Origin of the sequence: Streptomyces longispororuber (assembly GCF_014656095.1) — a bacterium.
Lineage (GTDB): Bacteria > Actinomycetota > Actinomycetes > Streptomycetales > Streptomycetaceae > Streptomyces > Streptomyces longispororuber.
The window spans coordinates 1-18,908 of record NZ_BNBT01000161.1 but is presented as its reverse complement, the minus strand read 5'-3'; the positions used below and the strand labels follow the sequence as shown (position 1 = coordinate 18,908).

The following is an 18,908-nucleotide window of genomic DNA, read 5'->3' as shown; positions in this document are numbered from 1 at the left end:
ACACCCGGGCACGGTGGTGGCCAGGACCGTGGCGCCTGCGCCCCGAGCGGGGCCGCGCGGTGAGCGGGCGGACGGCCTCCGCGTCCGTGCTGGACGGCGGGCTCGGCGCGCCCCTGCCCGCGCCGGGCGGACCCGCGACCCGGCGCCCGGCCGCCACCGGCACATGCCTGGTCTCCCAGGTCCTCCTGCTGCTGGTCTGCGGGGGGTACGCCACCGGCTCCGCCCTCGGCTGGGGCTCCGACCGGCTCGCCCTCATCATGGGGGACTTCGGCCTCAGCGCCGCCGCCGCGGCCGCCGCCGTCTCCTGCTTCCTCTACTCCCGCACCCGGCGCAGCCGCTTTCGACCCGCATGGCTGCTGTTCGCGCTCTCCTCCGCGATGGCGGCCTGCGGCAACGGCGTGTGGGGATGGCACGAGGTCGTCCTGCGTGAGCCCGTGCCCGAGCGGGGCTTCGCGGACCTGTTCTTCCTGTGCTTCGCGCCGCCCGCCATCATCGGGCTCCTGGTGCTCGCCAAGCGCCCGGTGACCCGGGCCGGCTGGGTCTGCCTCGGGCTCGACGCGTGGCTCATCGGCGGCTCGCTGCTCACGCTCTCCTGGAGCCTCGCCCTCGCGCACACCGCGCAGTTCGACGGCCCCGGCGTCGCGCACGCCGCGCTGTCGCTCGCGTACCCGCTCCTGGACATCGCGCTCGTCAGCATGGTCCTGGCCCTGCACTTCAGACGGTCGTCGGCCAACCGCACGGCGGTGAACACCGCGATCGGCGCCCTCGCGCTGACCGTGATGTGCGACGCGCTGTTCACCTCGCCGCTGCTGCACGCCAGCTACCGCTCCGGCCAGTTGCTCGACGCCGGCTGGTTCGCCGGGTCGCTGCTCCTCGCGTACGCCCCGTGGGCCACGCCCCGGCGCGCCGAGGCCGAGCCCGTGCCCGGGAGCGAGCGGCCCTACGGCCGGGCGCGCGGCTCGGACGTGCGCTGCGTCCCCGACGAGTGGGCCGACGGCGGACGGTACGCGACGACCCGCCCGATCGCGGGCTCGCTCGCCGCGCTCACGCCCTACCTGGCCGCCGCGGTCTGCACGCTCGGCATCCTCTACAACGTCCTGAACGGCCGCAGCGTCGACGAAGTCGTCCTGTTCACCGCGGGCACGGTCGTCCTCGCGCTCGTCGTGCGGCAGGGCATCATGCTGCTCGACAACATCACGCTGACCCAGGAGCTGGCCCAGAAGGAGAACCACTTCCGCTCCCTGGTGCAGGGCTCCAGCGACGTCATCATGATCGCCGCGCCGAGCGGCGTCCTGCGGTACGTCAGCCCGGCCGCCGCCGGGGTCTACGGCCGCGAGGCCGACGAACTCGTCGGCTCCGAGCTCGCCGCGCTCATGCACCCCGAGGACCTCGGCCGCGTGGTCCACGAGGTGCGCCGCTTCCTCGCCGCCAACCCCGTGGAGGAGCCCACCACACGCATCGAGTGCCGCTTCAAGTCCGGCAGCGGCGAGTGGCTCAACGTCGAGTCCACCGTCAACCGCCACCACGGCGGGCTGATCTTCAACAGCCGCGACGTCACGGAACGGGTGCGCCTCCAGGCGCAGTTGCAGCACAACGCCGAGCACGACCCCCTCACCGACCTGCCCAACAGGGCGCTCTTCACCCGCCGAGTCGCGCAAGCGCTCGGCGGTCGCAGAGTCACCGACCGGGGCACGGCCGTGCTCTTCATCGACCTCGACGGCTTCAAGGCCGTCAACGACACCATCGGCCACCAGGCGGGCGACGAGCTCCTCGTCCAGGCCGCCCAGCGGCTCCAGGAGGCCGTCCGCGCCTCGGACACCGCGGCGCGCCTCGGCGGCGACGAGTTCGCGGCCCTCATCGTCGGCGACGGCACCCGCGACCAGAAGGCACGCGAGAAGCACATCCTGGAGCTCGCCGACCGCCTGCGGCTGAGACTCTCCCAGCCGTACGACATCGACGGCAACGATGTCCGGGTCGCCGCGTCCATCGGCGTCGCCTTCGCCGAGCCCGGCGTCGGCGCCGGCGAGCTGCTGCGCAACGCCGACCTCGCGATGTACCGCGCCAAGGCCGGCGGCAAGGACCGCGTCGAGCTGTACGCGCCCCAGATGCAGGCCGACGTCGCCCGCAAGGCCGAGCTGGCCACCCGGCTGCGCAGCGCCCTGCACGAGGGCGAGTTCACGCTGCTGCACCAGCCCGTGGTGGCCCTCGGCAGCGGCCGGATCGCCTCCGTCGCCGCCCAGGCGCGCTGGCGCTCGGCGCACGGCGTGCTGTTCACGCCCGCCGAGTTCCTGCGCGCCGCCGAGGGCGGCGACAAGGCCGCCGAGCTGGGCCGCTGGCTGCTCCAGGAGGCCGTCGAGCAGGCCGCCGAGCGCGGCCGCGCCGGGCACGCGGTGCCCGTCACCGTGCGGGTCGGCGCGCGCCGCCTGGTGGACCGCTCGCTGCCGCTCGGCTCCCTGGAGGCGCTGCTCACCCGGCACGGCCTGCCCTCCGGCGCGCTCGTCATCGAGCTCACGGACACCGACCCCCGGGTCGGGCTCGACGAGCTGGAGCGGCGCCTGACGTCGCTGCGGCGGCACGGGGTGCGCGTGGCGCTCGACGGCTTCGGCGGCGGCGCGGGCATCACCGCGCTGCGCCGGCTGCCGCTCGACATCCTCAAGCTGGACCGGGGGCTCGTCGAAGGAGTGGTGGAGTCCGCTCGCCTGCACAAAATCACGTCTGGTCTCCTGAGGATCGCCACCGACCTCGGTCTGGACTCCGTCGCCGACGGCGTCGACCACCCCGAGCAGGTGGTGGCGCTGCGCGCCATGGGCTGCACGCACGGGCAGGGCATGGCGTTCTCAGGACCGCTGGACGAGTACCGCCTGCGCAGGGCCCTCGCGCTGGGGGAGTACCCCGTCCCCCGCGGGCCGGTGGAGCCGGTGTGCGTGGGCGGCCCGGCGGACCCGGACGCCTTCGGTGCGGCGCCGGACGCGTTCGGCGGGATGGGCGCGGCCTACGCGGCCGGGACCGTTCCGCTGGGCCGCTCACATAATGAGACGCCCGTCCCACCTACTTGACAGGTGGAGCGCGCCGGAGGGAGGGTCTTGGCCATGCGCACCCGAATTCTCGTACTTGGAAAGCGCGTCGGCTGAAGCTGGGAAGCGATCCGGGCCACCGGAGACACACCCAGCGACCGCACCCGGCGCGCTCCCCTCGCTTGCCTCACGGCACGAGGGGTTTTTTGTTGCACCAGTGCCTTCCAAACCCAGGCAAAGCACCCGCACGACCCAGGCAAGCACGCACACGCCACACCCGCACGACCCCGCAGCGTCACCCCGAAGTTCTCCGCCAGACCTCAGCGACAACCCTCAGCTTCGAGAAGAGAATGCCGATGACCGAGCAGGCCACCGGGGCCGGCCAGCCGCAGCCGCGGCCCCGATCCTCTGGACAGCAGCAGTCCGCGCCCGTCGAGCACGTCACGGGCGCGCAGTCCCTGATCCGCTCGCTTGAGGAGGTCGGGGCGGACACGGTGTTCGGCATCCCCGGCGGCGCGATCCTGCCGGCGTACGACCCGATGATGGACTCCACGCGCGTCCGGCACATCCTGGTCCGCCACGAGCAGGGCGCGGGTCACGCGGCCACCGGGTACGCCCAGGCCACCGGCAAGGTCGGCGTGTGCATGGCCACCTCGGGGCCCGGGGCGACCAACCTCGTCACGCCCATCGCGGACGCCCACATGGACTCGGTGCCGCTGGTCGCCATCACGGGCCAGGTCTCCTCCAAGGCCATCGGCACCGACGCCTTCCAGGAGGCCGACATCGTCGGCATCACGATGCCGATCACCAAGCACAACTTCCTGGTCACCAAGGCCGAGGACATCCCGCGCACCATCGCCGAGGCCTTCCACATCGCCGCCACGGGGCGCCCCGGCCCCGTCCTGGTCGACATCGCCAAGGACGCCCTCCAGGCCCGCACCACGTTCTCCTGGCCACCGCAGCAGGAGCTGCCCGGCTACCGGCCGGTGACCAAGCCGCACGCCAAGCAGATCCGCGAGGCCGCGAAGCTCATCACCGCCGCCAAGCGCCCCGTCCTGTACGTCGGCGGCGGCGTCATCAAGGCCCGCGCCACCGCCGAGCTGAAGGTCCTCGCCGAGCTGACCGGCGCGCCCGTCACCACCACCCTGATGGCGCTCGGCGCGTTCCCCGACAGCCACCCGCTGCACGTGGGCATGCCGGGCATGCACGGCAGCGTCACCGCCGTCACCGCGCTGCAGAAGGCCGACCTGATCGTCGCCCTCGGCGCCCGCTTCGACGACCGGGTCACCGGCAAGCTGGACAGCTTCGCACCGTACGCGAAGGTCGTGCACGCCGACATCGACCCGGCCGAGATCGGCAAGAACCGCGCCGCGGACGTGCCCATCGTCGGCGACGCCCGCGAGGTCATCGCCGACCTCGTCCAGGCCATCCAGGCCGAGCACACCGCGGACCGCACCGGCGAGGCCGCCCGGACGAACTACGCGGCCTGGTGGGCCGACCTCAACCGCTGGCGCGAGACGTACCCGCTCGGCTACGACCACCCCGACAACGGCCAGCTCTCGCCGCAGCAGGTCATCGAGCGCATCGGCACGCTCGCCCCGGAGGGCACGATCTTCGCGGCGGGCGTCGGCCAGCACCAGATGTGGGCCGCGCACTTCATCCAGTACGACCGGCCCGCGACCTGGCTGAACTCCGGCGGCGCCGGGACGATGGGCTACGCGGTCCCGGCCGCGATGGGCGCCAAGGCCGGTATGCCCGACCGGACCGTGTGGGCCATCGACGGCGACGGCTGCTTCCAGATGACCAATCAGGAGCTGACCACCTGCGCCCTGAACAACATCCCGGTCAAGGTCGCCATCATCAACAACGGCGCCCTGGGGATGGTCCGCCAGTGGCAGGCGCTGTTCTACAACCAGCGCTACTCCAACACCGTCCTGCACTCCGGCCCCGACGCCGACGGCAAGCAGCCGAGCGCCGGCACCCGCGTCCCGGACTTCGTCAAGCTGTCCGAGGCGATGGGCTGCCACGCCATCCGCTGCGAGGACCCCGCCGACCTCGACAAGGTCATCGAAGAGGCCAACGCGATCAACGACCGCCCCGTCGTGATCGACTTCATCGTCCACGAGGACGCCCAGGTCTGGCCCATGGTCGCCGCGGGCACCTCCAACGACGAGATCATGGCCGCCCGGGACGTGCGCCCGGACTTCGGCGACGGCGAAGACGACTGAGAGCACCGAGAGCACCAGGAAGAGGTTTGACCGCCATGACCCCCATGTCGAAGCACACGCTCTCGGTCCTCGTCGAGAACACCCCCGGCATCCTGGCCAGGATCGCCGCGCTCTTCTCCCGCCGCGGCTTCAACATCGACTCGCTCGCCGTCGGCGTCACCGAGCACCCCGACATCTCACGCATCACCATCGTCGTGAACGTCGAGGAACTCCCGCTCGAACAGGTCACGAAGCAGCTCAACAAGCTGGTGAACGTCCTGAAGATCGTCGAACTGGAGCCGGGCGCGGCCGTCCAGCGCGAGCTCGTCCTCGTGAAGGTGCGCGCCGACAACGAGACCCGCTCCCAGATCGTCGAGATCGTCCAGCTCTTCCGCGCCAAGACCGTGGACGTCTCGCCCGAGGCCGTGACCATCGAGGCCACCGGGTCGAGCGACAAGCTGGAGGCCATGCTCAAGATGCTGGAGCCCTTCGGCATCAAGGAGCTCGTGCAGTCCGGCACGATCGCCATCGGCCGCGGCTCCCGCTCCATCACGGACCGCAGCCTGCGCTCCCTGGACCGCACCGCCTGACGTTCCGCATACCGGAACCCCACCCTTACTCGACCGTGCCCGCCGTACGGTGGGACGCAACACCAGCACACAGAGGAGTTTCCCAGTGGCCGAGCTGTTCTACGACGCCGACGCCGACCTGTCCATCATCCAGGGCCGCAAGGTCGCGGTCATCGGTTACGGCAGCCAGGGTCACGCCCACGCCCTTTCGCTGCGCGACTCCGGCGTGGACGTCCGGGTCGGTCTGCACGAGGGCTCGAAGTCGAAGGCCAAGGCCGAGGAGCAGGGCCTGCGCGTGGTCACCCCGGCGGAGGCCGCCGCCGAGGCCGACGTCATCATGATCCTGGTCCCGGACCCCATCCAGGCGCAGGTCTACGAGGAGTCCATCAAGGACAACCTCAAGGATGGCGACGCGCTGTTCTTCGGCCACGGCCTGAACGTCCGCTTCGGCTTCATCAAGCCCCCGGCCGGCGTCGACGTCTGCATGGTCGCCCCCAAGGGCCCGGGCCACCTGGTGCGCCGCCAGTACGAGGAGGGCCGCGGCGTGCCGTGCATCGCGGCCGTCGAGCAGGACGCCACCGGCAAGGGCTTCGAGCTCGCCCTGTCGTACGCCAAGGGCATCGGCGGCACCCGCGCGGGCGTCATCAAGACGACCTTCACCGAGGAGACCGAGACCGACCTGTTCGGCGAGCAGGCCGTGCTCTGCGGCGGCACCGCCGCGCTGGTGAAGGCGGGCTTCGAGACCCTCGTCGAGGCCGGCTACCAGCCGGAGATCGCCTACTTCGAGTGCCTGCACGAGCTGAAGCTCATCGTCGACCTGATGTACGAGGGCGGCCTGGAGAAGATGCGCTGGTCGGTCTCCGAGACCGCCGAGTGGGGCGACTACGTCACCGGCCCGCGCATCATCACCGACGCCACCAAGGCCGAGATGAAGAAGGTCCTCGCCGAGATCCAGGACGGCACGTTCGCCCAGCAGTGGATGGACGAGTACCACGGCGGCCTCAAGAAGTACAACGAGTACAAGAAGCAGGACCAGGACCACCTCCTGGAGACCACGGGCAAGGAGCTGCGCAAGCTCATGAGCTGGGTCAACGACGACGAGGCGTGACGCACGGGGCGGTGGCGGCGCACGGGGTGCCCGGCGCCGCCACCGCCCACGCCCGGCCGGGGCTCGCGCAGCGGGTCTCCGCCCCGCACCCCGCTCCGCGTACACCGGGGGGCTGGAACGTACGGTCGCCTTCCCCGTGCGGGTGATCCTGCCGCTCCGGGGGAAAAGGGGCCTGGTCGCGCTACTACACTGCACATCACATTCGCGTCAGGCCCACAGCGTCGTGCGTCTTCCACGCGGCTAGCACCCTCCACCGCCTGCGGCCGTCGGGACGGCCGTCCGCATTGGACTTGTGAGGACTCACGTGAGCACTGCTGCCAACGGCAAACCGGTCGTACTCATCGCTGAAGAGCTGTCGCCCGCGACCGTCGACGCCCTGGGCCCGGACTTCGAGATCCGGCACTGCAACGGCGCGGACCGCGCCGAGCTGCTGCCCGCCATCGCCGACGTCGACGCCGTCCTGGTCCGCTCCGCGACCAAGGTCGACGCCGAGGCCGTCGCCGCCGCCCGCAAGCTGAAGGTCGTCGCCCGCGCCGGCGTCGGCCTGGACAACGTCGACGTCTCCGCCGCCACCAAGGCCGGCGTCATGGTGGTGAACGCCCCCACCTCGAACATCGTCACGGCCGCCGAGCTCGCCTGCGGCCTGATCCTGTGCACCGCGCGCAACATCCCGCAGGCCAACACCGCGCTGAAGAACGGCGAGTGGAAGCGCTCCAAGTACACCGGTGTCGAGCTGGCCGAGAAGACCCTCGGCGTCGTCGGCCTCGGCCGCATCGGCGCGCTCGTCGCCCAGCGGATGTCCGCGTTCGGCATGAAGGTCGTCGCCTACGACCCGTACGTGCAGCCCGCGCGCGCCGCGCAGATGGGCGTCAAGGTGCTCTCCCTGGACGAGCTCCTGGAGGTCTCCGACTTCATCACCGTGCACCTGCCGAAGACGCCCGAGACCGTGGGGCTCATCGGCGACGAGGCGCTGCACAAGGTCAAGCCGTCCGTGCGCATCGTCAACGCCGCGCGCGGCGGCATCGTCGACGAGGAGGCGCTGTACTCGGCGCTCAAGGAGGGCCGCGTCGCGGGCGCGGGCCTCGACGTGTACGCCAAGGAGCCGTGCACCGACTCGCCGCTCTTCGAGCTCGACCAGGTCGTCTGCACCCCGCACCTCGGCGCCTCCACCGACGAGGCGCAGGAGAAGGCGGGCATCTCGGTCGCCAAGTCCGTCCGTCTCGCCCTCGCGGGCGAGCTGGTCCCGGACGCGGTGAACGTCCAGGGCGGCGTCATCGCCGAGGACGTCCGCCCGGGCCTGCCGCTCGCCGAGAAGCTCGGCCGCATCTTCACCGCCCTCGCGGGCGAGGTCGCGGTCCGGCTCGACGTCGAGGTGTACGGCGAGATCACCCAGCACGACGTGAAGGTGCTCGAACTGTCCGCCCTGAAGGGTGTGTTCGAGGACGTGGTGGACGAGACGGTCTCGTACGTCAACGCGCCGCTGTTCGCGCAGGAGCGGGGCGTCGAGGTGCGCCTGACCACGTCCTCCGAGTCGCCGGACCACCGCAACGTGGTCACCGTGCGGGGCACGCTCGGCGACGGCGAGGAGATCGCCGTGTCCGGCACGCTCGCCGGGCCCAAGAACCACCAGAAGATCGTGGCGGTCGGGGACTACGACGTCGACCTCGCGCTCGCCGACCACATGGTCGTGCTGCGGTACGCGGACCGGCCGGGCGTCGTGGGCACCGTCGGGCGCGTCCTCGGCGAGGCCGGGATCAACATCGCCGGGATGCAGGTGGCCCGCGCCGACGTCGGCGGCGAGGCCCTGGCCGTCCTCACGGTGGACGACACCGTGCCGGCGGGTGTGCTCGCGGAGCTGGCGGAGGAGATCGGGGCGACGTCGGCGCGGTCGGTGAACCTGGCGGGCTAGTGGCCGCTTGGCCTTGGGCGTCGTTCTCGGCCTTGCGGCCTCGTCCTCAGGCGCCGGACGCGCTGGGTCCTCGGCCTGCGGCCTCGTCCTCAAGCGCCGGACGGGCTTGAAGCCGTCGGTCTTGCGGTCTCGTCGTCGAGTGCCGGGCCGGTTGTGCTCATCGGCCTTGCGGCCTCGTCCTCAAGCGCCGGACGGGCTGAATTCCTCCGCCCGCCCCTCTTCGGGGCGGGCGGAGGTGTTTCAGTGACGGGTCACGCGGGGGTTACCACTTGATGCAGGTGCGGGGGACGTAGCCCTCCTTGGAGGAGGAGTTCGGGCCGCCGTACAGCCACAGGTTGCTCTTCTTGCCGCACGCCTTGTACGAGCCGCCCTTGAAGGACTTGCCGTCGGAGCACAGGGCGCCCTTCTTGCCCTTGCCCCACACGCCGATGGCCGTGGCGCTCGTCCTGGGGCTCGTGCGTATCTTCACCGTCTCCTTGGCGGGCACGTTGATGATGGCGCTGTGGCAGTTCGGCTTCGCGGCGGCGGCGGCCGACGGGGCCTCGACGGCGGCGACGCCGAGCGTGGTCGCGGCGATGGCCGCGGTGGCGAGGGCGGGGCCCAACAGCCTGGACTTCATGGGGGGATGGCCTCCGTTGTGCTGAGATACGTGAGGTGCGTGGTGCGCGTGATGCGCACGGTGCCCCAGTGAAGTACTGAGGCGCACAGCACTGTATCGGCCATGGGCACGTCATTCGGCCACGGGTGACCGGCCGGTACGGACCTGTTGCGCGGCTATCGCAGCCGTGACGCCTTCAGGACCATGTGCAGCAGCAGCCGGTCCTCGCCCTCGTCCAGGTCCAGCTTGGTGAGCTGCTCCACGCGCGACAGGCGGTAGTAGAGGGTCTGGCGGTGGATGCCCAACTCCGCCGCCGCGCGGCCCGCCTGGCCCGCGCGGTCCAGGAAGACCTCCGCGGTGCGGGCGAGTTCGCGGTGGGCCGGGGCCAGCAGGGCGCGCCCCACCGCGTCCTGGGCGCTCTCCGCGGGCAGCGCCGTGAGCAGGCGGTAGGGCCCGATGTCCGACCAGCGGGCGAGCGGTCCGAGCCGGGGCTCGCCACGGGCCGCGCGCGCCGCCGCCGCGCCCGCGCCCCAGGCCGCGCCCAGGTCCTCCAGGCCCGAGCGGGGCTCGGCGACCCCGGCGGCCGCGCCCGGGCCCGCCGTCTCCACCAGCCGCGAGGCCGTGGTGACCGCGGGCGTCACGGCGTCCGCCGAGCGCAGCCGCACCAGCACCGCCAGGGACTGCGCCACGGCGCCCGCGGTGGCCCAGGGCACCGTGCACAGGGCCGTCGCCCCCGGCACGGTGCGCGGCGCGGGCCGCGCCTCGGGCCCCGCCGCCGGCCAGGGCGCCACGCACACCACCGCGTGCAGGCCCTCGCCGCGCGCCCCGAGCTCCGTGCGCAGCGCCGCCACGGCCATGTCCCGCTGCCAGCCGCGCTCCGCCGTCAGGACGGCGCGGAACTCCCGGGTCAGGTCGGCGCCCGCCTTCGCCTCGTCGGCGAGCAGCGCCCCGATGCGCGCGGCGACCTCCATGGCGGCGGCGAGCTGCGCGTCCGTGGGGCCGGGCTCCACGTCGAGCAGCCAGACGTAGCCGAGGGCGTACCCCCGGTGACGTACGGGCAGGCAGATGCGGCCGCGGTGCACGCCCGCCGCGGGGGTGGCCGGGATGCGGACGGGGCTCGTGGCGCGGGTGATGCCGTAGCTCTCGAACCAGGCGCGGACCGCCGCCGTGGAGCGGCGGGTGAGGATCGAGCGGGTCCGGACCGGGTCGAGCTCCGGCGCGTCGCCGTCGCCGCCGTCGTGCGCGCCGAAGGCGATCAGCTCGAAGTCGCGGTTCTCCAGGGTCGCGGGCGCGCCGAGCAGGGCCGAGATCTCGTCGACCAGTTCCTGGTAGTCGCCCTTCACTCCTGCTCCACTTCCGCTCTCCTCGCGCCGCGCCCCGTCCCGCCGGTCCCGTCCAGGGCCCGGAAAGCCATTCTCGCGCAGACGGGGGCCGGTCTCAGACATCTGTCTGAGATCCAGCGCACGGATGCGTGACAGGTGTCGATAGCTCAGGATCGGAGGGATCCTTAGGTTTCACGGTGGTTCTCCGTGCCGTACCGGTTTTGTCGCAAAAATGACGCCGGTGCGGCCCTCGTTCGTACTCCCGTGGAGGTGCCCCGTGCTGGGTCCCGTGATCCTTGCCGCGTCGCGCAGTGACAAGATGCGCCGTTTCGTGTCGGCGGCGCCGGGCACCAAGCAGGTCGTCGACCGGTTCATCGCCGGTGAGACCGTCGACCAGGTCGTCCCGATCGTCGAGGACGCCATCGGCAAGGGCCTGGAGGTCACCCTGGACGTCGTCGGTGAGGACATCACCACCGTCGAGCAGTCCTACGCCGCGCGCGACGCCTACCTGGGGCTCATCGACCGCCTGAAGGACCTCGGCCACGGCGAGAAGGCCGAGATGTCCGTGAAGCTGTCGATGTTCGGCCAGTCCCTCCCGTCGCCCGCCACCACCCTCAACGGAGAGCCCTCCGGGCCCGCTGGACAATTCCCGACCGGCCACGAGCTGGCCCTCGCCAACGTCCGGCCGGTCGTCGAGGCCGCCGCCGCCATCGGCACCACGGTCACCCTGGACGCCGAGGACCACACCACCCTCGACTCGATGTTCGCCATCCACGAGGAGCTGCGGAAGGACTTCCCGCAGACGGGCTGCGTCATCCAGTCCTACCTCTTCCGGACCGAGGACGACGCCCGCCGCCTGGCCGCCGCCGGCAGCCGGGTGCGCGTCGTGAAGGGCGCCTACAAGGAGCCCGCCTCCGTCGCCTACCAGGACAAGGCCGAGATCGACAAGGCGTACGTCCGTATCCTGAAGATCCTGATGGACGGCAAGGGCTACCCGATGATCGGGTCCCACGACCCGCGGCTGATCGCCATCACGCAGGAGCTCGCGCGCCGCGCCGGCCGCAAGCTGGACGAGTACGAGTTCCAGATGCTGTACGGCATCCGCAGCGAGGAGCACCTCCGGCTGGCCGCCGAGGGCCACCGGATGCGGGTGTACACCGCCTACGGCACCGACTGGTACGGCTACTTCATGCGCCGTCTCGCGGAGAAGCCGGCGAACCTGCTGTTCTTCGGCCGTTCCATCCTCACCAAGGGCTGAGCCGCCCGCCCCTCCCGCACAGAGCCCCCCGCACAGAAGGAGCCAAGGAACTCATGGACGCTGTGACCCAGGTCCCCGCCCCGGTCAACGAGCCGGTACACGGCTACGCCCCGGGCTCGCCGGAGCGCGCCCGGCTCGAGGCCAAGCTCAAGGAGCTGTCCGAGAACCCGATCGAGCTGCCGATGACCATCGGCGGCGAGAAGCGCCTCGGCGGCGGCGAGCCCTTCGAGGTCGTCCAGCCGCACAACCACAAGGCCGTCATCGGCACCGGCCGCGCCGCCACGCAGCAGGACGCGCAGGACGCCATCGACGCCGCGCTCGCCGCGGCCCCGGCCTGGCGCGCGATGTCCTTCGACGACCGCGCCGCGATCATCCTGCGCGCCGCCGAGCTGCTGTCCACGACGTGGCGCGAGACGCTGGCCGCCTCCACGATGCTGGGCCAGTCGAAGACCGCCCAGCAGGCCGAGATCGACACGCCCTGCGAGCTGGTCGACTTCTGGCGCTTCAACGTGAAGTACGCCCGCGACCTGCTCGCCGAGCAGCCGCCGGCGAACGCCACCGGCGTGTGGAACCGCCTGGACCACCGCCCGCTGGAGGGCTTCGTCTACGCGATCACGCCGTTCAACTTCACCGCGATCGCCGGCAACCTGCCGACCGCGCCCGCGCTGATGGGCAACGTCGTCGTGTGGAAGCCGTCCCCGACGCAGACGCACGCCGCCGTGCTGCTCATGCGGCTCCTGGAGGAGGCCGGGCTGCCCAAGGGTGTCATCAACCTCGTCACCGGCGACGGCATCGCGGTCTCCGAGGTCGCCTTGGAGCACCCGGACCTCGCGGGCATCCACTTCACGGGCTCGACGAAGACCTTCCAGTACCTGTGGAAGACCGTCGGCAACAACATCGAGAAGTACCGCTCGTACCCGCGCCTGGTCGGCGAGACCGGCGGCAAGGACTTCGTCGTCGCCCACCCGAGCGCCGACCGCGCCATCCTGAAGACGGCCCTGACCCGCGGTGCCTTCGAGTACCAGGGCCAGAAGTGCTCGGCGACCTCCCGCGCCTACATCCCGGCCTCCATCTGGAACTCGGGCTTCAAGGAGGAGTTCGCGGCCGAGGTCGACGGCATCACGATGGGTGACGTCACCGACCTGTCGAACTTCATCGGCGCCGTCATCGACGAGCGCGCCTTCGCCAAGAACAAGGCCGCCATCGACCGCGCCAAGGCGGACGAGACCTGCACGATCGTCGCGGGCGGCACGTACGACGACTCGGTCGGCTACTTCGTGCGCCCGACCGTCGTGGAGTGCACGGACCCGGAGAACGAGGTCTTCACGACCGAGTACTTCGGCCCGTTCCTCGCCGTGTACGTCTACGAGGACGACAAGTACGACGAGATGCTGACCCAGATGGAGTCGGTGTCGGCCTACGCGCTCACCGGTTCGGTCATCGCCAACGACCGCGCCGCCGCCGCGTACACGATGGAGAAGCTCCGCTACGCCGCGGGCAACTTCTACATCAACGACAAGTCGACCGGCGCCGTCGTCGGCCAGCAGCCCTTCGGCGGCGGCCGCGCCTCCGGCACCAACGACAAGGCCGGTGCTCCCCAGAACCTGATGCGCTGGACCCTGACCCGTGCCATCAAGGAGACCCTGGTCCCGCCGACCGACTACACGTACCCGCACATGGGCTGACGTTGTAGCCCCCCACAGCTCCGCCCCCGGCCCGGGCCCCACCCCGGCCGGGGGCGGTGTGCTGTTCAGAGGGCCCGGGCGAGGAAGTCGTCCATGAGCGCGGCGATCTGCGGGGCGTGCGTCTCCAGGGCGAAGTGGCCCGTGGGCAGGAGGTGCACCTCCGCCTCCGGCAGGTCGCGGGGGAAGGCCAGGGCCCCGGCCGGGACGAAGATCTCGTCGTGGGCGCCCCAGACCGCGAGCAGGGGCACCTGGCTCTCGCGGAAGTACTCCTGGAAGCGCGGGTAGAGCACGATGTTGCTGCCGTAGTCCCCGATGAGGCCGAGCTGGACGGCGTCCTGGCCCGGGCGGGCCATCCGCTCCGCGTCGTGGTGCCAGGCGTCGGGGCTGAGCAGGCTGCGCAGCCGCTCGGGGACGCCGTGCGTGTACTGCCAGGTGACGCCCTCCAGGGAGCGGATCGCGTGCACCGGCCCCGCCGTCTCCTCGCTCGGGTTCTCGATGTACGCGAACACCGGCGCCCAGGCCTCCTTGCCGAACCCCTCCTCGTACGCGTTGCCGTTCTGCGTGACGATCGCGGTGACGCGCTCCGGGTGCGCGAGCGCGAGGCGCAGCCCGATCGGGGCGCCGTAGTCGTGCACGTAGAGCGCGAACCGGCTCAGGCCGAGCCGCTCGGTGAACTCGTACGTCACGTCGGCCAGTTCGGCGAAGGTGTACGGGAACGCGTCGGCGGAGGGCGCCGCCGAGCGGCCGAAGCCGAGGTGGTCGGGCGCGATGACGCGGTAGCGGTGCGCGAGGCGCGGGATGAGGTCGCGGAACATGTGCGAACTGGACGGGAACCCGTGCAGCAGAAGCAGTACGGGCGCGTCGGCGGGTCCCGCCTCGCGGTAGAAGACCTCGTGCCCGCGGACGGTGGTGGTGCGGTGGTGGACCTGAGCGCGCATCCCTCTAACCCCTCATAAGCCTTTTGGTGGTTGGCGTGCCGCAAGTCCACCACGTGCACCCCTAACCAGTCAACGGCTTTTAAGGGGTTAGGTGGGGGGATCCGGCCCGTCCGGCGTCTGAGGGCGAGCCGCGCAGCGGCGATGAAGGGGAAGATGGGCGGGAGGGGACTTGAAACTGACACCTGTGTCAGCTTCTACGGTTCCCGCATGACGACCGAGAACATCACGACCGAGAACAGGCTCCTCACCCCGTACTCCGCCCCCTTCGGGCACCTGCCCAACCGCATGGTCATGGCCCCCATGACCCGCTTCCGCGCCCACGAGGACGGCACCCCGCTGCCGATCGTCGCCGACTACTACGCGCAGCGCGCGAGCGCCGGGCTCATCGTCACCGAGGGCATCTGGCCCAGCAGCCGGGGCCAGAGCGGCTGGCGCATCCCCGGCCTGGAGACCGCCGCGCACGTCGCGGGCTGGCGGCACGTCACCGAGGCCGTGCACGCCGCGGGCGGGCGGATCTTCGCCCAGCTCATGCACGGCGGCCGCCACGGCCACCCGCTGTCCCGCATCGACGGCGACGCCCCCGCCGCCCCGTCCGCCGTGGTCTCGCCCGAGCTGGTGCACATACGGGACGGCGGCAAGGCCGAGCCGGTCACCCCGCGCGTGATGACCCTCGACGACATCCGCACCGCCGTGGACGACTACGTCGCCGCCGCCCTCAACGCCCTCACCGCGGGCTTCGACGGCGTCGAACTGCACGGCGCCAACAGCTACTTGATCCACCAGTTCCTCGCGGACAACACCAACCTCCGCGACGACGCGTACGGCCGCGGGTCGGTGGAGAACCGCATCCGGTTCGCGGTGGAGGTCGTGCGCGCGGTCGCCGACGCCCTCGGCGCCGGGCGGCTCGGGCTGCGGCTGTCGCCCGGCAACCCCCAGTTCGGCATGGTCGAGGCCGACCCGGGCCCGGTCTACCGCGCGCTGCTCGACGAGCTCGACGGCCTCGGGCTCGCCTACCTCCACCTCACGGACAACGACGCCTACCCGGCCCTGGACGACCTGCGCCCCCACTGGCACGGCACGCTCATCGCCAACGTCGGCGAGAACGGCGACCCGACCACCCGGGAGGCGGGCGAGGCCGTCCTCGCGGACGGCCGCGCCGACCTCGTCTCGTACGGCAGGGCCTTCCTCACCACGCCCGACCTGCCGCACCGCTTCGCCGTGGGCGCGCCGCCGAACGCCCTCGACGCGGCCCACCTGTACACGCACGGGCCCGAGGGGTACACCGACTACCCGGCCCTGGCGGCCCGGGAGCTTCAGACCTCCACGAGCACCTGATCCAGGGACTTGCGCACCAGGTCCGGGACCTCGCAGTCCGGTGCCGGGTAGCCGACGGGGATCACCGCGAACGCCTTCTCGTTCTCCGGCCGCCCCAGCACCTGGGACAGGAACCGCATCGGGCTCGGCGTGTGCACGAGCGCGGCGAGCCCCGACAGGTGCAGCGCCGAGAGCAGCATGCCGACGGCGATGCCGACCGACTCGTCGACGTAGTAGTGCTTGTGCTTGGTGCCGTCCTCGCCCAGCCAGTACCGCTGCTGGAACACCACGATCAGCGCGGGCGCGTCCGTCAGGTGCGGCTTGACCTCGTCGGTGCCGAGCGGGCGCAGCGCCGCCAGCCACTCCTCGCCGAGCCGCCCGTCGTACGAGATCCGCTCCTCGTGCTCCGCGGCCTCCCGTATCAGCCGCCGCACCTCGGGGTCCTGGACCAGGACGAACGTCCACGGCTGCTGGTGCGCGCCCGACGGCGCCGTCGCCGCGCACGCGATGGCGTCCCGTACGACCTGCGGCGGCACCGGGTCCGGTGAGAACTGCCGCACGGTGCGCCGCTGCCGCATCCGCTCCGCCAGCTCGGCCGCCCGCGCCAGGGACTCGCCGGCGGGCATCCGCGCGGGGCGGTACGGCACCGAGCGGTACGGCTGCCCGTGGATGGGCGTCCAGCGCTCGGCGGGGTGTCCGGTCTCCGGCTTGTGCTGTTCGGTATCAGGCATGCTCCGATTCTGGGGCGGGGGAGCGGGGCGCGCCATGGTGCGGACCAATGTTCTCGCTCCGGCGTGCGCCCGTGTCCCCGGTGCCGAACCCGGCGCGGCTCAGCACCAGTTGGCCACGACGGCGCCGAGGCCCGCCGTGAAACCCGTGCCGAGCAGGGCCAGATACGTACCGTAGTGGCGGCGGAACCGGTGCGCGAGGAAGCCGAGGGCGCCGCAGCCCAGGCCCACGGTGAGGGTGCGGGAGCCGCGCGAGGCCGCCGACTCGGCCAGCCAGTCGCCGGTCCCGACCCCGGCGCGGCCCGCCTCGGCCGCGTACACCTTGAACGGGATGCCGTTCCACGGCTGGTGGCGGACCGCCGCCGCGCCCTCGTCCGCCAGCTCCTGGCGTACTTCGGCCCGCATCCGGTCGGTGGTGAGCGGGTGCGGCGCCTGGACGCCGGACGCGGCCAGGTGGAGCGCGAGCACGCCTCCCGCCAGGCTCCCGGCCAGGGCCGCGCAGGACAGCTTCAGCGCCGCGCGCGGCAGCGCCACGCAGACCGCCGCGAGGAGCAGCTCCGGCAGCAGGGGCCAGCTCAGCGCCTCCGCGCACGCCCACGCGAAGGCCGACGGCACGCCCCACCGGGAACCGGCCGCCGCCGCCACGCGCTTGCGTACGCGCGAGTCGGGGAGTGGTTCCTCGGCAGTGCGGCGGTGGAGCTCCGCCACGGCCGCGCGGGCCTCCTCGGCCGTCACCGTCGGCGGCAGCGGATCGCCGATCCGCACGCGTACGAGGGACGGGCGGATGCGGCCGTGCTTCGGCAGGAGGCGGTCGGTGCCCGCGATGCCCACGGGGACGACGGGCACGTTCGCGTGCCGGGCCAGGACCAGGGCGCCCGCGTGGAACGCGCCCACCTCGCCCGGCCCGCCCGCCCGGGCCCGGGTGCCCTCCGGGAACAGCACCACCGCGTGGCCCCGGCGCAGGGCGTCCGCCTTGGCCAGGAGGTCCTCGGTGCCGCCGCCGGTACGGCGTACGGGGAAGCCCGCGGCCAGGCGGGAGCAGATCCGGCGCCTCCACGGTGAGGCGAACCAGTAGTCGGCCGCCGCGGCGATGGTGGGGGAGCGGCGGGGGGCCAGGGCGGCGAGCAGGGCCGCGGTGTCGGCGTGGGAGGTGTGGTTGGCCACGACGACACAGCCTTTCTCTGGCAGGGCGCCTTGGTGGGTGAGGCCTCCTGTGAGGGTGAGGGCGGTGCGCCAGAGGGCCGCTCGGGCGAGGGCGCCCCATGGTGCTGTCCTCGCGGGGGCGCCCCGGGCCCGCCCCTTCCCGAACCAGGGGCTGCCGCCCCTGGACCCCGCTCCATCGGCCTTCGGCCTCGTCCTCAAACGCCGGACGGGCTGGAATCTCGTATTGCCGTCCCTGGGTGCTCGGTCATTGGCCTTCGGCCTCGTCCTCAAACGCCGGACGGGCTGGGGATGCCGGGTGGGCCGGTAGTTCACAGTGTCACCGCCATCGTCAACAGGAGGGCCAGGAGCAGTGAGTCGACGCGGTCCAGCAGGCCGCCGAAGCCGGGGAGCCAGGTGCCTGCGTCCTTCACCCCGGTCTCACGTTTGACCATCGACTCCAGGAGGTCGCCCAGGACGCAGCCGGTGAGGACCGCCGCCCACAGGAGGGGGGTGAAGGCGCCGACGGCCGTCAGGGCCAGGGCCGTGGCCGCGCCAGCTCCGAGGACTCCGGCCCACGTCTTGCGCGGGGACAGGGGGGAGAGGGGGCGGGCCAGCGCGCCGCGGCGGCCCAGGGCCGTGCCGCCGCACCACGCGCCCACGTCCCCGAAGGCCACCGCCACGCCCACCGCCACCGCCGTGCCGTCCAGCAGGACCAGGCCGGTGAGGGAGGCCGGGATCCACAGCACGCCGAAGAGCGTCCGGCACGCCCGGGTGAAGCCGTGCGCGGTGTCGCCCGTCAGGAGCGCGGGCAGGGCCGACATGACCAGGAGGGCCGCGAGCGCCCGCAGGTCCAGGATGGCCGGGGCGAGCCAGGCCACTGCCGGGAGCGCGAGCGCCGCCAGCCAGAGCACCGCCCGTTCCCCGCGCGCCAGGGCGGCCATCCGGGCGTACTCCGCCACGGCGACCACGCCGAGCCCGGCCGCCAGCGCGCACGCCCCCGCCGCGCCCGCCCACAGCGGCCCCAGGAACAGCGGGGCCGCCAGCACCCACGTCCGCCAGCGCCTGCGCCGCTCGGCCCGCGCCCGGACCCGGGGCGGCAGCGCGGCGACGGCGAC

14 protein-coding genes are annotated in these 18,908 nt (G+C 72.4%); 8 read left to right on the top strand and 6 right to left on the bottom strand.

Annotation, left to right across the window (positions count from 1 at the left end; all coding sequences use genetic code 11):
- Positions 1–59 precede the first annotated feature (59 nt).
- From IE330_RS32620 to serA, 5 genes are all read left to right on the top strand, one after another.
- Positions 60–3,056 (top strand): putative bifunctional diguanylate cyclase/phosphodiesterase, encoded by a 2,997-nt coding sequence (locus tag IE330_RS32620; RefSeq protein ID WP_190139786.1) that lies wholly within the window; start codon positions 60–62, stop codon positions 3,054–3,056.
- Positions 3,057–3,364: 308 nt separating this feature from the next.
- On the top strand, positions 3,365–5,242 hold the full coding sequence (locus tag IE330_RS32615; protein WP_190139785.1) for an acetolactate synthase large subunit: 1,878 nt from the start codon (positions 3,365–3,367) through the stop codon (positions 5,240–5,242).
- Between the two features lie 44 nt (positions 5,243–5,286).
- Entirely contained in the window at positions 5,287–5,811 is a 525-nt protein-coding gene (ilvN, locus tag IE330_RS32610; RefSeq protein ID WP_190139787.1) for an acetolactate synthase small subunit, read from the top strand.
- Positions 5,812–5,896: 85 nt separating this feature from the next.
- Complete coding sequence (ilvC, locus tag IE330_RS32605; protein WP_190139784.1) at positions 5,897–6,898, top strand: ketol-acid reductoisomerase; 1,002 nt, start codon at positions 5,897–5,899, stop codon at positions 6,896–6,898.
- A gap of 304 nt (positions 6,899–7,202) precedes the next feature.
- A complete protein-coding gene (serA, locus tag IE330_RS32600) occupies positions 7,203–8,807 on the top strand; it encodes a phosphoglycerate dehydrogenase (RefSeq protein ID WP_190139783.1) in 1,605 nt (534 codons plus the stop codon).
- A 262-nt stretch (positions 8,808–9,069) separates the two neighbouring features.
- Here serA and IE330_RS32595 read toward each other — a convergent pair whose 3' ends face one another.
- Entirely contained in the window at positions 9,070–9,426 is a 357-nt protein-coding gene (locus IE330_RS32595) for a hypothetical protein (RefSeq protein ID WP_190139782.1), read from the bottom strand.
- A 155-nt stretch (positions 9,427–9,581) separates the two neighbouring features.
- The gene (locus IE330_RS32590) at positions 9,582–10,748 is read right to left on the bottom strand and encodes a PucR family transcriptional regulator (RefSeq protein ID WP_229926085.1); all 1,167 of its coding nucleotides are present in this window, start codon (positions 10,746–10,748) and stop codon (positions 9,582–9,584) included.
- Positions 10,749–11,004: 256 nt separating this feature from the next.
- Here IE330_RS32590 and IE330_RS32585 point away from each other — a divergent pair, with 256 nt between their 5' ends.
- Both IE330_RS32585 and pruA read left to right on the top strand, forming a co-directional pair.
- Entirely contained in the window at positions 11,005–11,985 is a 981-nt protein-coding gene (locus tag IE330_RS32585; protein ID WP_190139780.1) for a proline dehydrogenase family protein, read from the top strand.
- Between the two features lie 53 nt (positions 11,986–12,038).
- Positions 12,039–13,670 carry an L-glutamate gamma-semialdehyde dehydrogenase gene (pruA, locus tag IE330_RS32580; RefSeq protein ID WP_190139779.1) on the top strand — a complete coding sequence of 544 codons (1,632 nt, stop codon included), beginning with the start codon at positions 12,039–12,041 and terminating at the stop codon, positions 13,668–13,670.
- Positions 13,671–13,735: 65 nt separating this feature from the next.
- Here the strand turns inward: pruA and IE330_RS32575 are convergent, their stop codons facing one another.
- Positions 13,736–14,608 (bottom strand): alpha/beta fold hydrolase, encoded by an 873-nt coding sequence (locus IE330_RS32575; RefSeq protein ID WP_190139778.1) that lies wholly within the window; start codon positions 14,606–14,608, stop codon positions 13,736–13,738.
- Between the two features lie 207 nt (positions 14,609–14,815).
- On the opposite strand from IE330_RS32575, the gene IE330_RS32570 reads away from it, so the two are divergent.
- Positions 14,816–15,943 carry an alkene reductase gene (locus tag IE330_RS32570; protein ID WP_190139777.1) on the top strand — a complete coding sequence of 376 codons (1,128 nt, stop codon included), beginning with the start codon at positions 14,816–14,818 and terminating at the stop codon, positions 15,941–15,943.
- Here the strand turns inward: IE330_RS32570 and IE330_RS32565 are convergent.
- The 3 genes from IE330_RS32565 to IE330_RS32555 form a co-directional block, all read right to left on the bottom strand.
- Positions 15,922–16,653 carry a nitroreductase family protein gene (locus IE330_RS32565; protein WP_190139776.1) on the bottom strand — a complete coding sequence of 244 codons (732 nt, stop codon included), beginning with the start codon at positions 16,651–16,653 and terminating at the stop codon, positions 15,922–15,924. The genes IE330_RS32570 and IE330_RS32565 overlap by 22 nt on opposite strands.
- A 99-nt stretch (positions 16,654–16,752) precedes the next feature.
- Positions 16,753–18,126 (bottom strand): lysophospholipid acyltransferase family protein, encoded by a 1,374-nt coding sequence (locus IE330_RS32560; RefSeq protein WP_268257373.1) that lies wholly within the window; start codon positions 18,124–18,126, stop codon positions 16,753–16,755.
- Positions 18,123–18,908 (bottom strand): phosphatidate cytidylyltransferase (locus IE330_RS32555; protein ID WP_190139774.1); only part of this gene is annotated, 786 nt, incomplete at its 5' end. The genes IE330_RS32560 and IE330_RS32555, both read right to left, overlap by 4 nt.

What these genes read in the sequence shown, in the direction of transcription:
- IE330_RS32615 (WP_190139785.1), top strand. Translation starts at nt 3,365, where the DNA reads ATGCCGATGACCGAGCAGGCCACCGGGGCCGGCCAGCCGCAGCCGCGG.
- ilvN (WP_190139787.1), top strand. Translation starts at nt 5,287, where the DNA reads ATGTCGAAGCACACGCTCTCGGTCCTCGTCGAGAACACCCCCGGCATC.
- IE330_RS32595 (WP_190139782.1), bottom strand. Translation starts at nt 9,426, where the DNA reads ATGAAGTCCAGGCTGTTGGGCCCCGCCCTCGCCACCGCGGCCATCGCC.
- pruA (WP_190139779.1), top strand. Translation starts at nt 12,039, where the DNA reads ATGGACGCTGTGACCCAGGTCCCCGCCCCGGTCAACGAGCCGGTACAC.
- IE330_RS32575 (WP_190139778.1), bottom strand. Translation starts at nt 14,608, where the DNA reads ATGCGCGCTCAGGTCCACCACCGCACCACCACCGTCCGCGGGCACGAG.
- IE330_RS32570 (WP_190139777.1), top strand. Translation starts at nt 14,816, where the DNA reads ATGACGACCGAGAACATCACGACCGAGAACAGGCTCCTCACCCCGTAC.
- IE330_RS32565 (WP_190139776.1), bottom strand. Translation starts at nt 16,653, where the DNA reads ATGCCTGATACCGAACAGCACAAGCCGGAGACCGGACACCCCGCCGAG.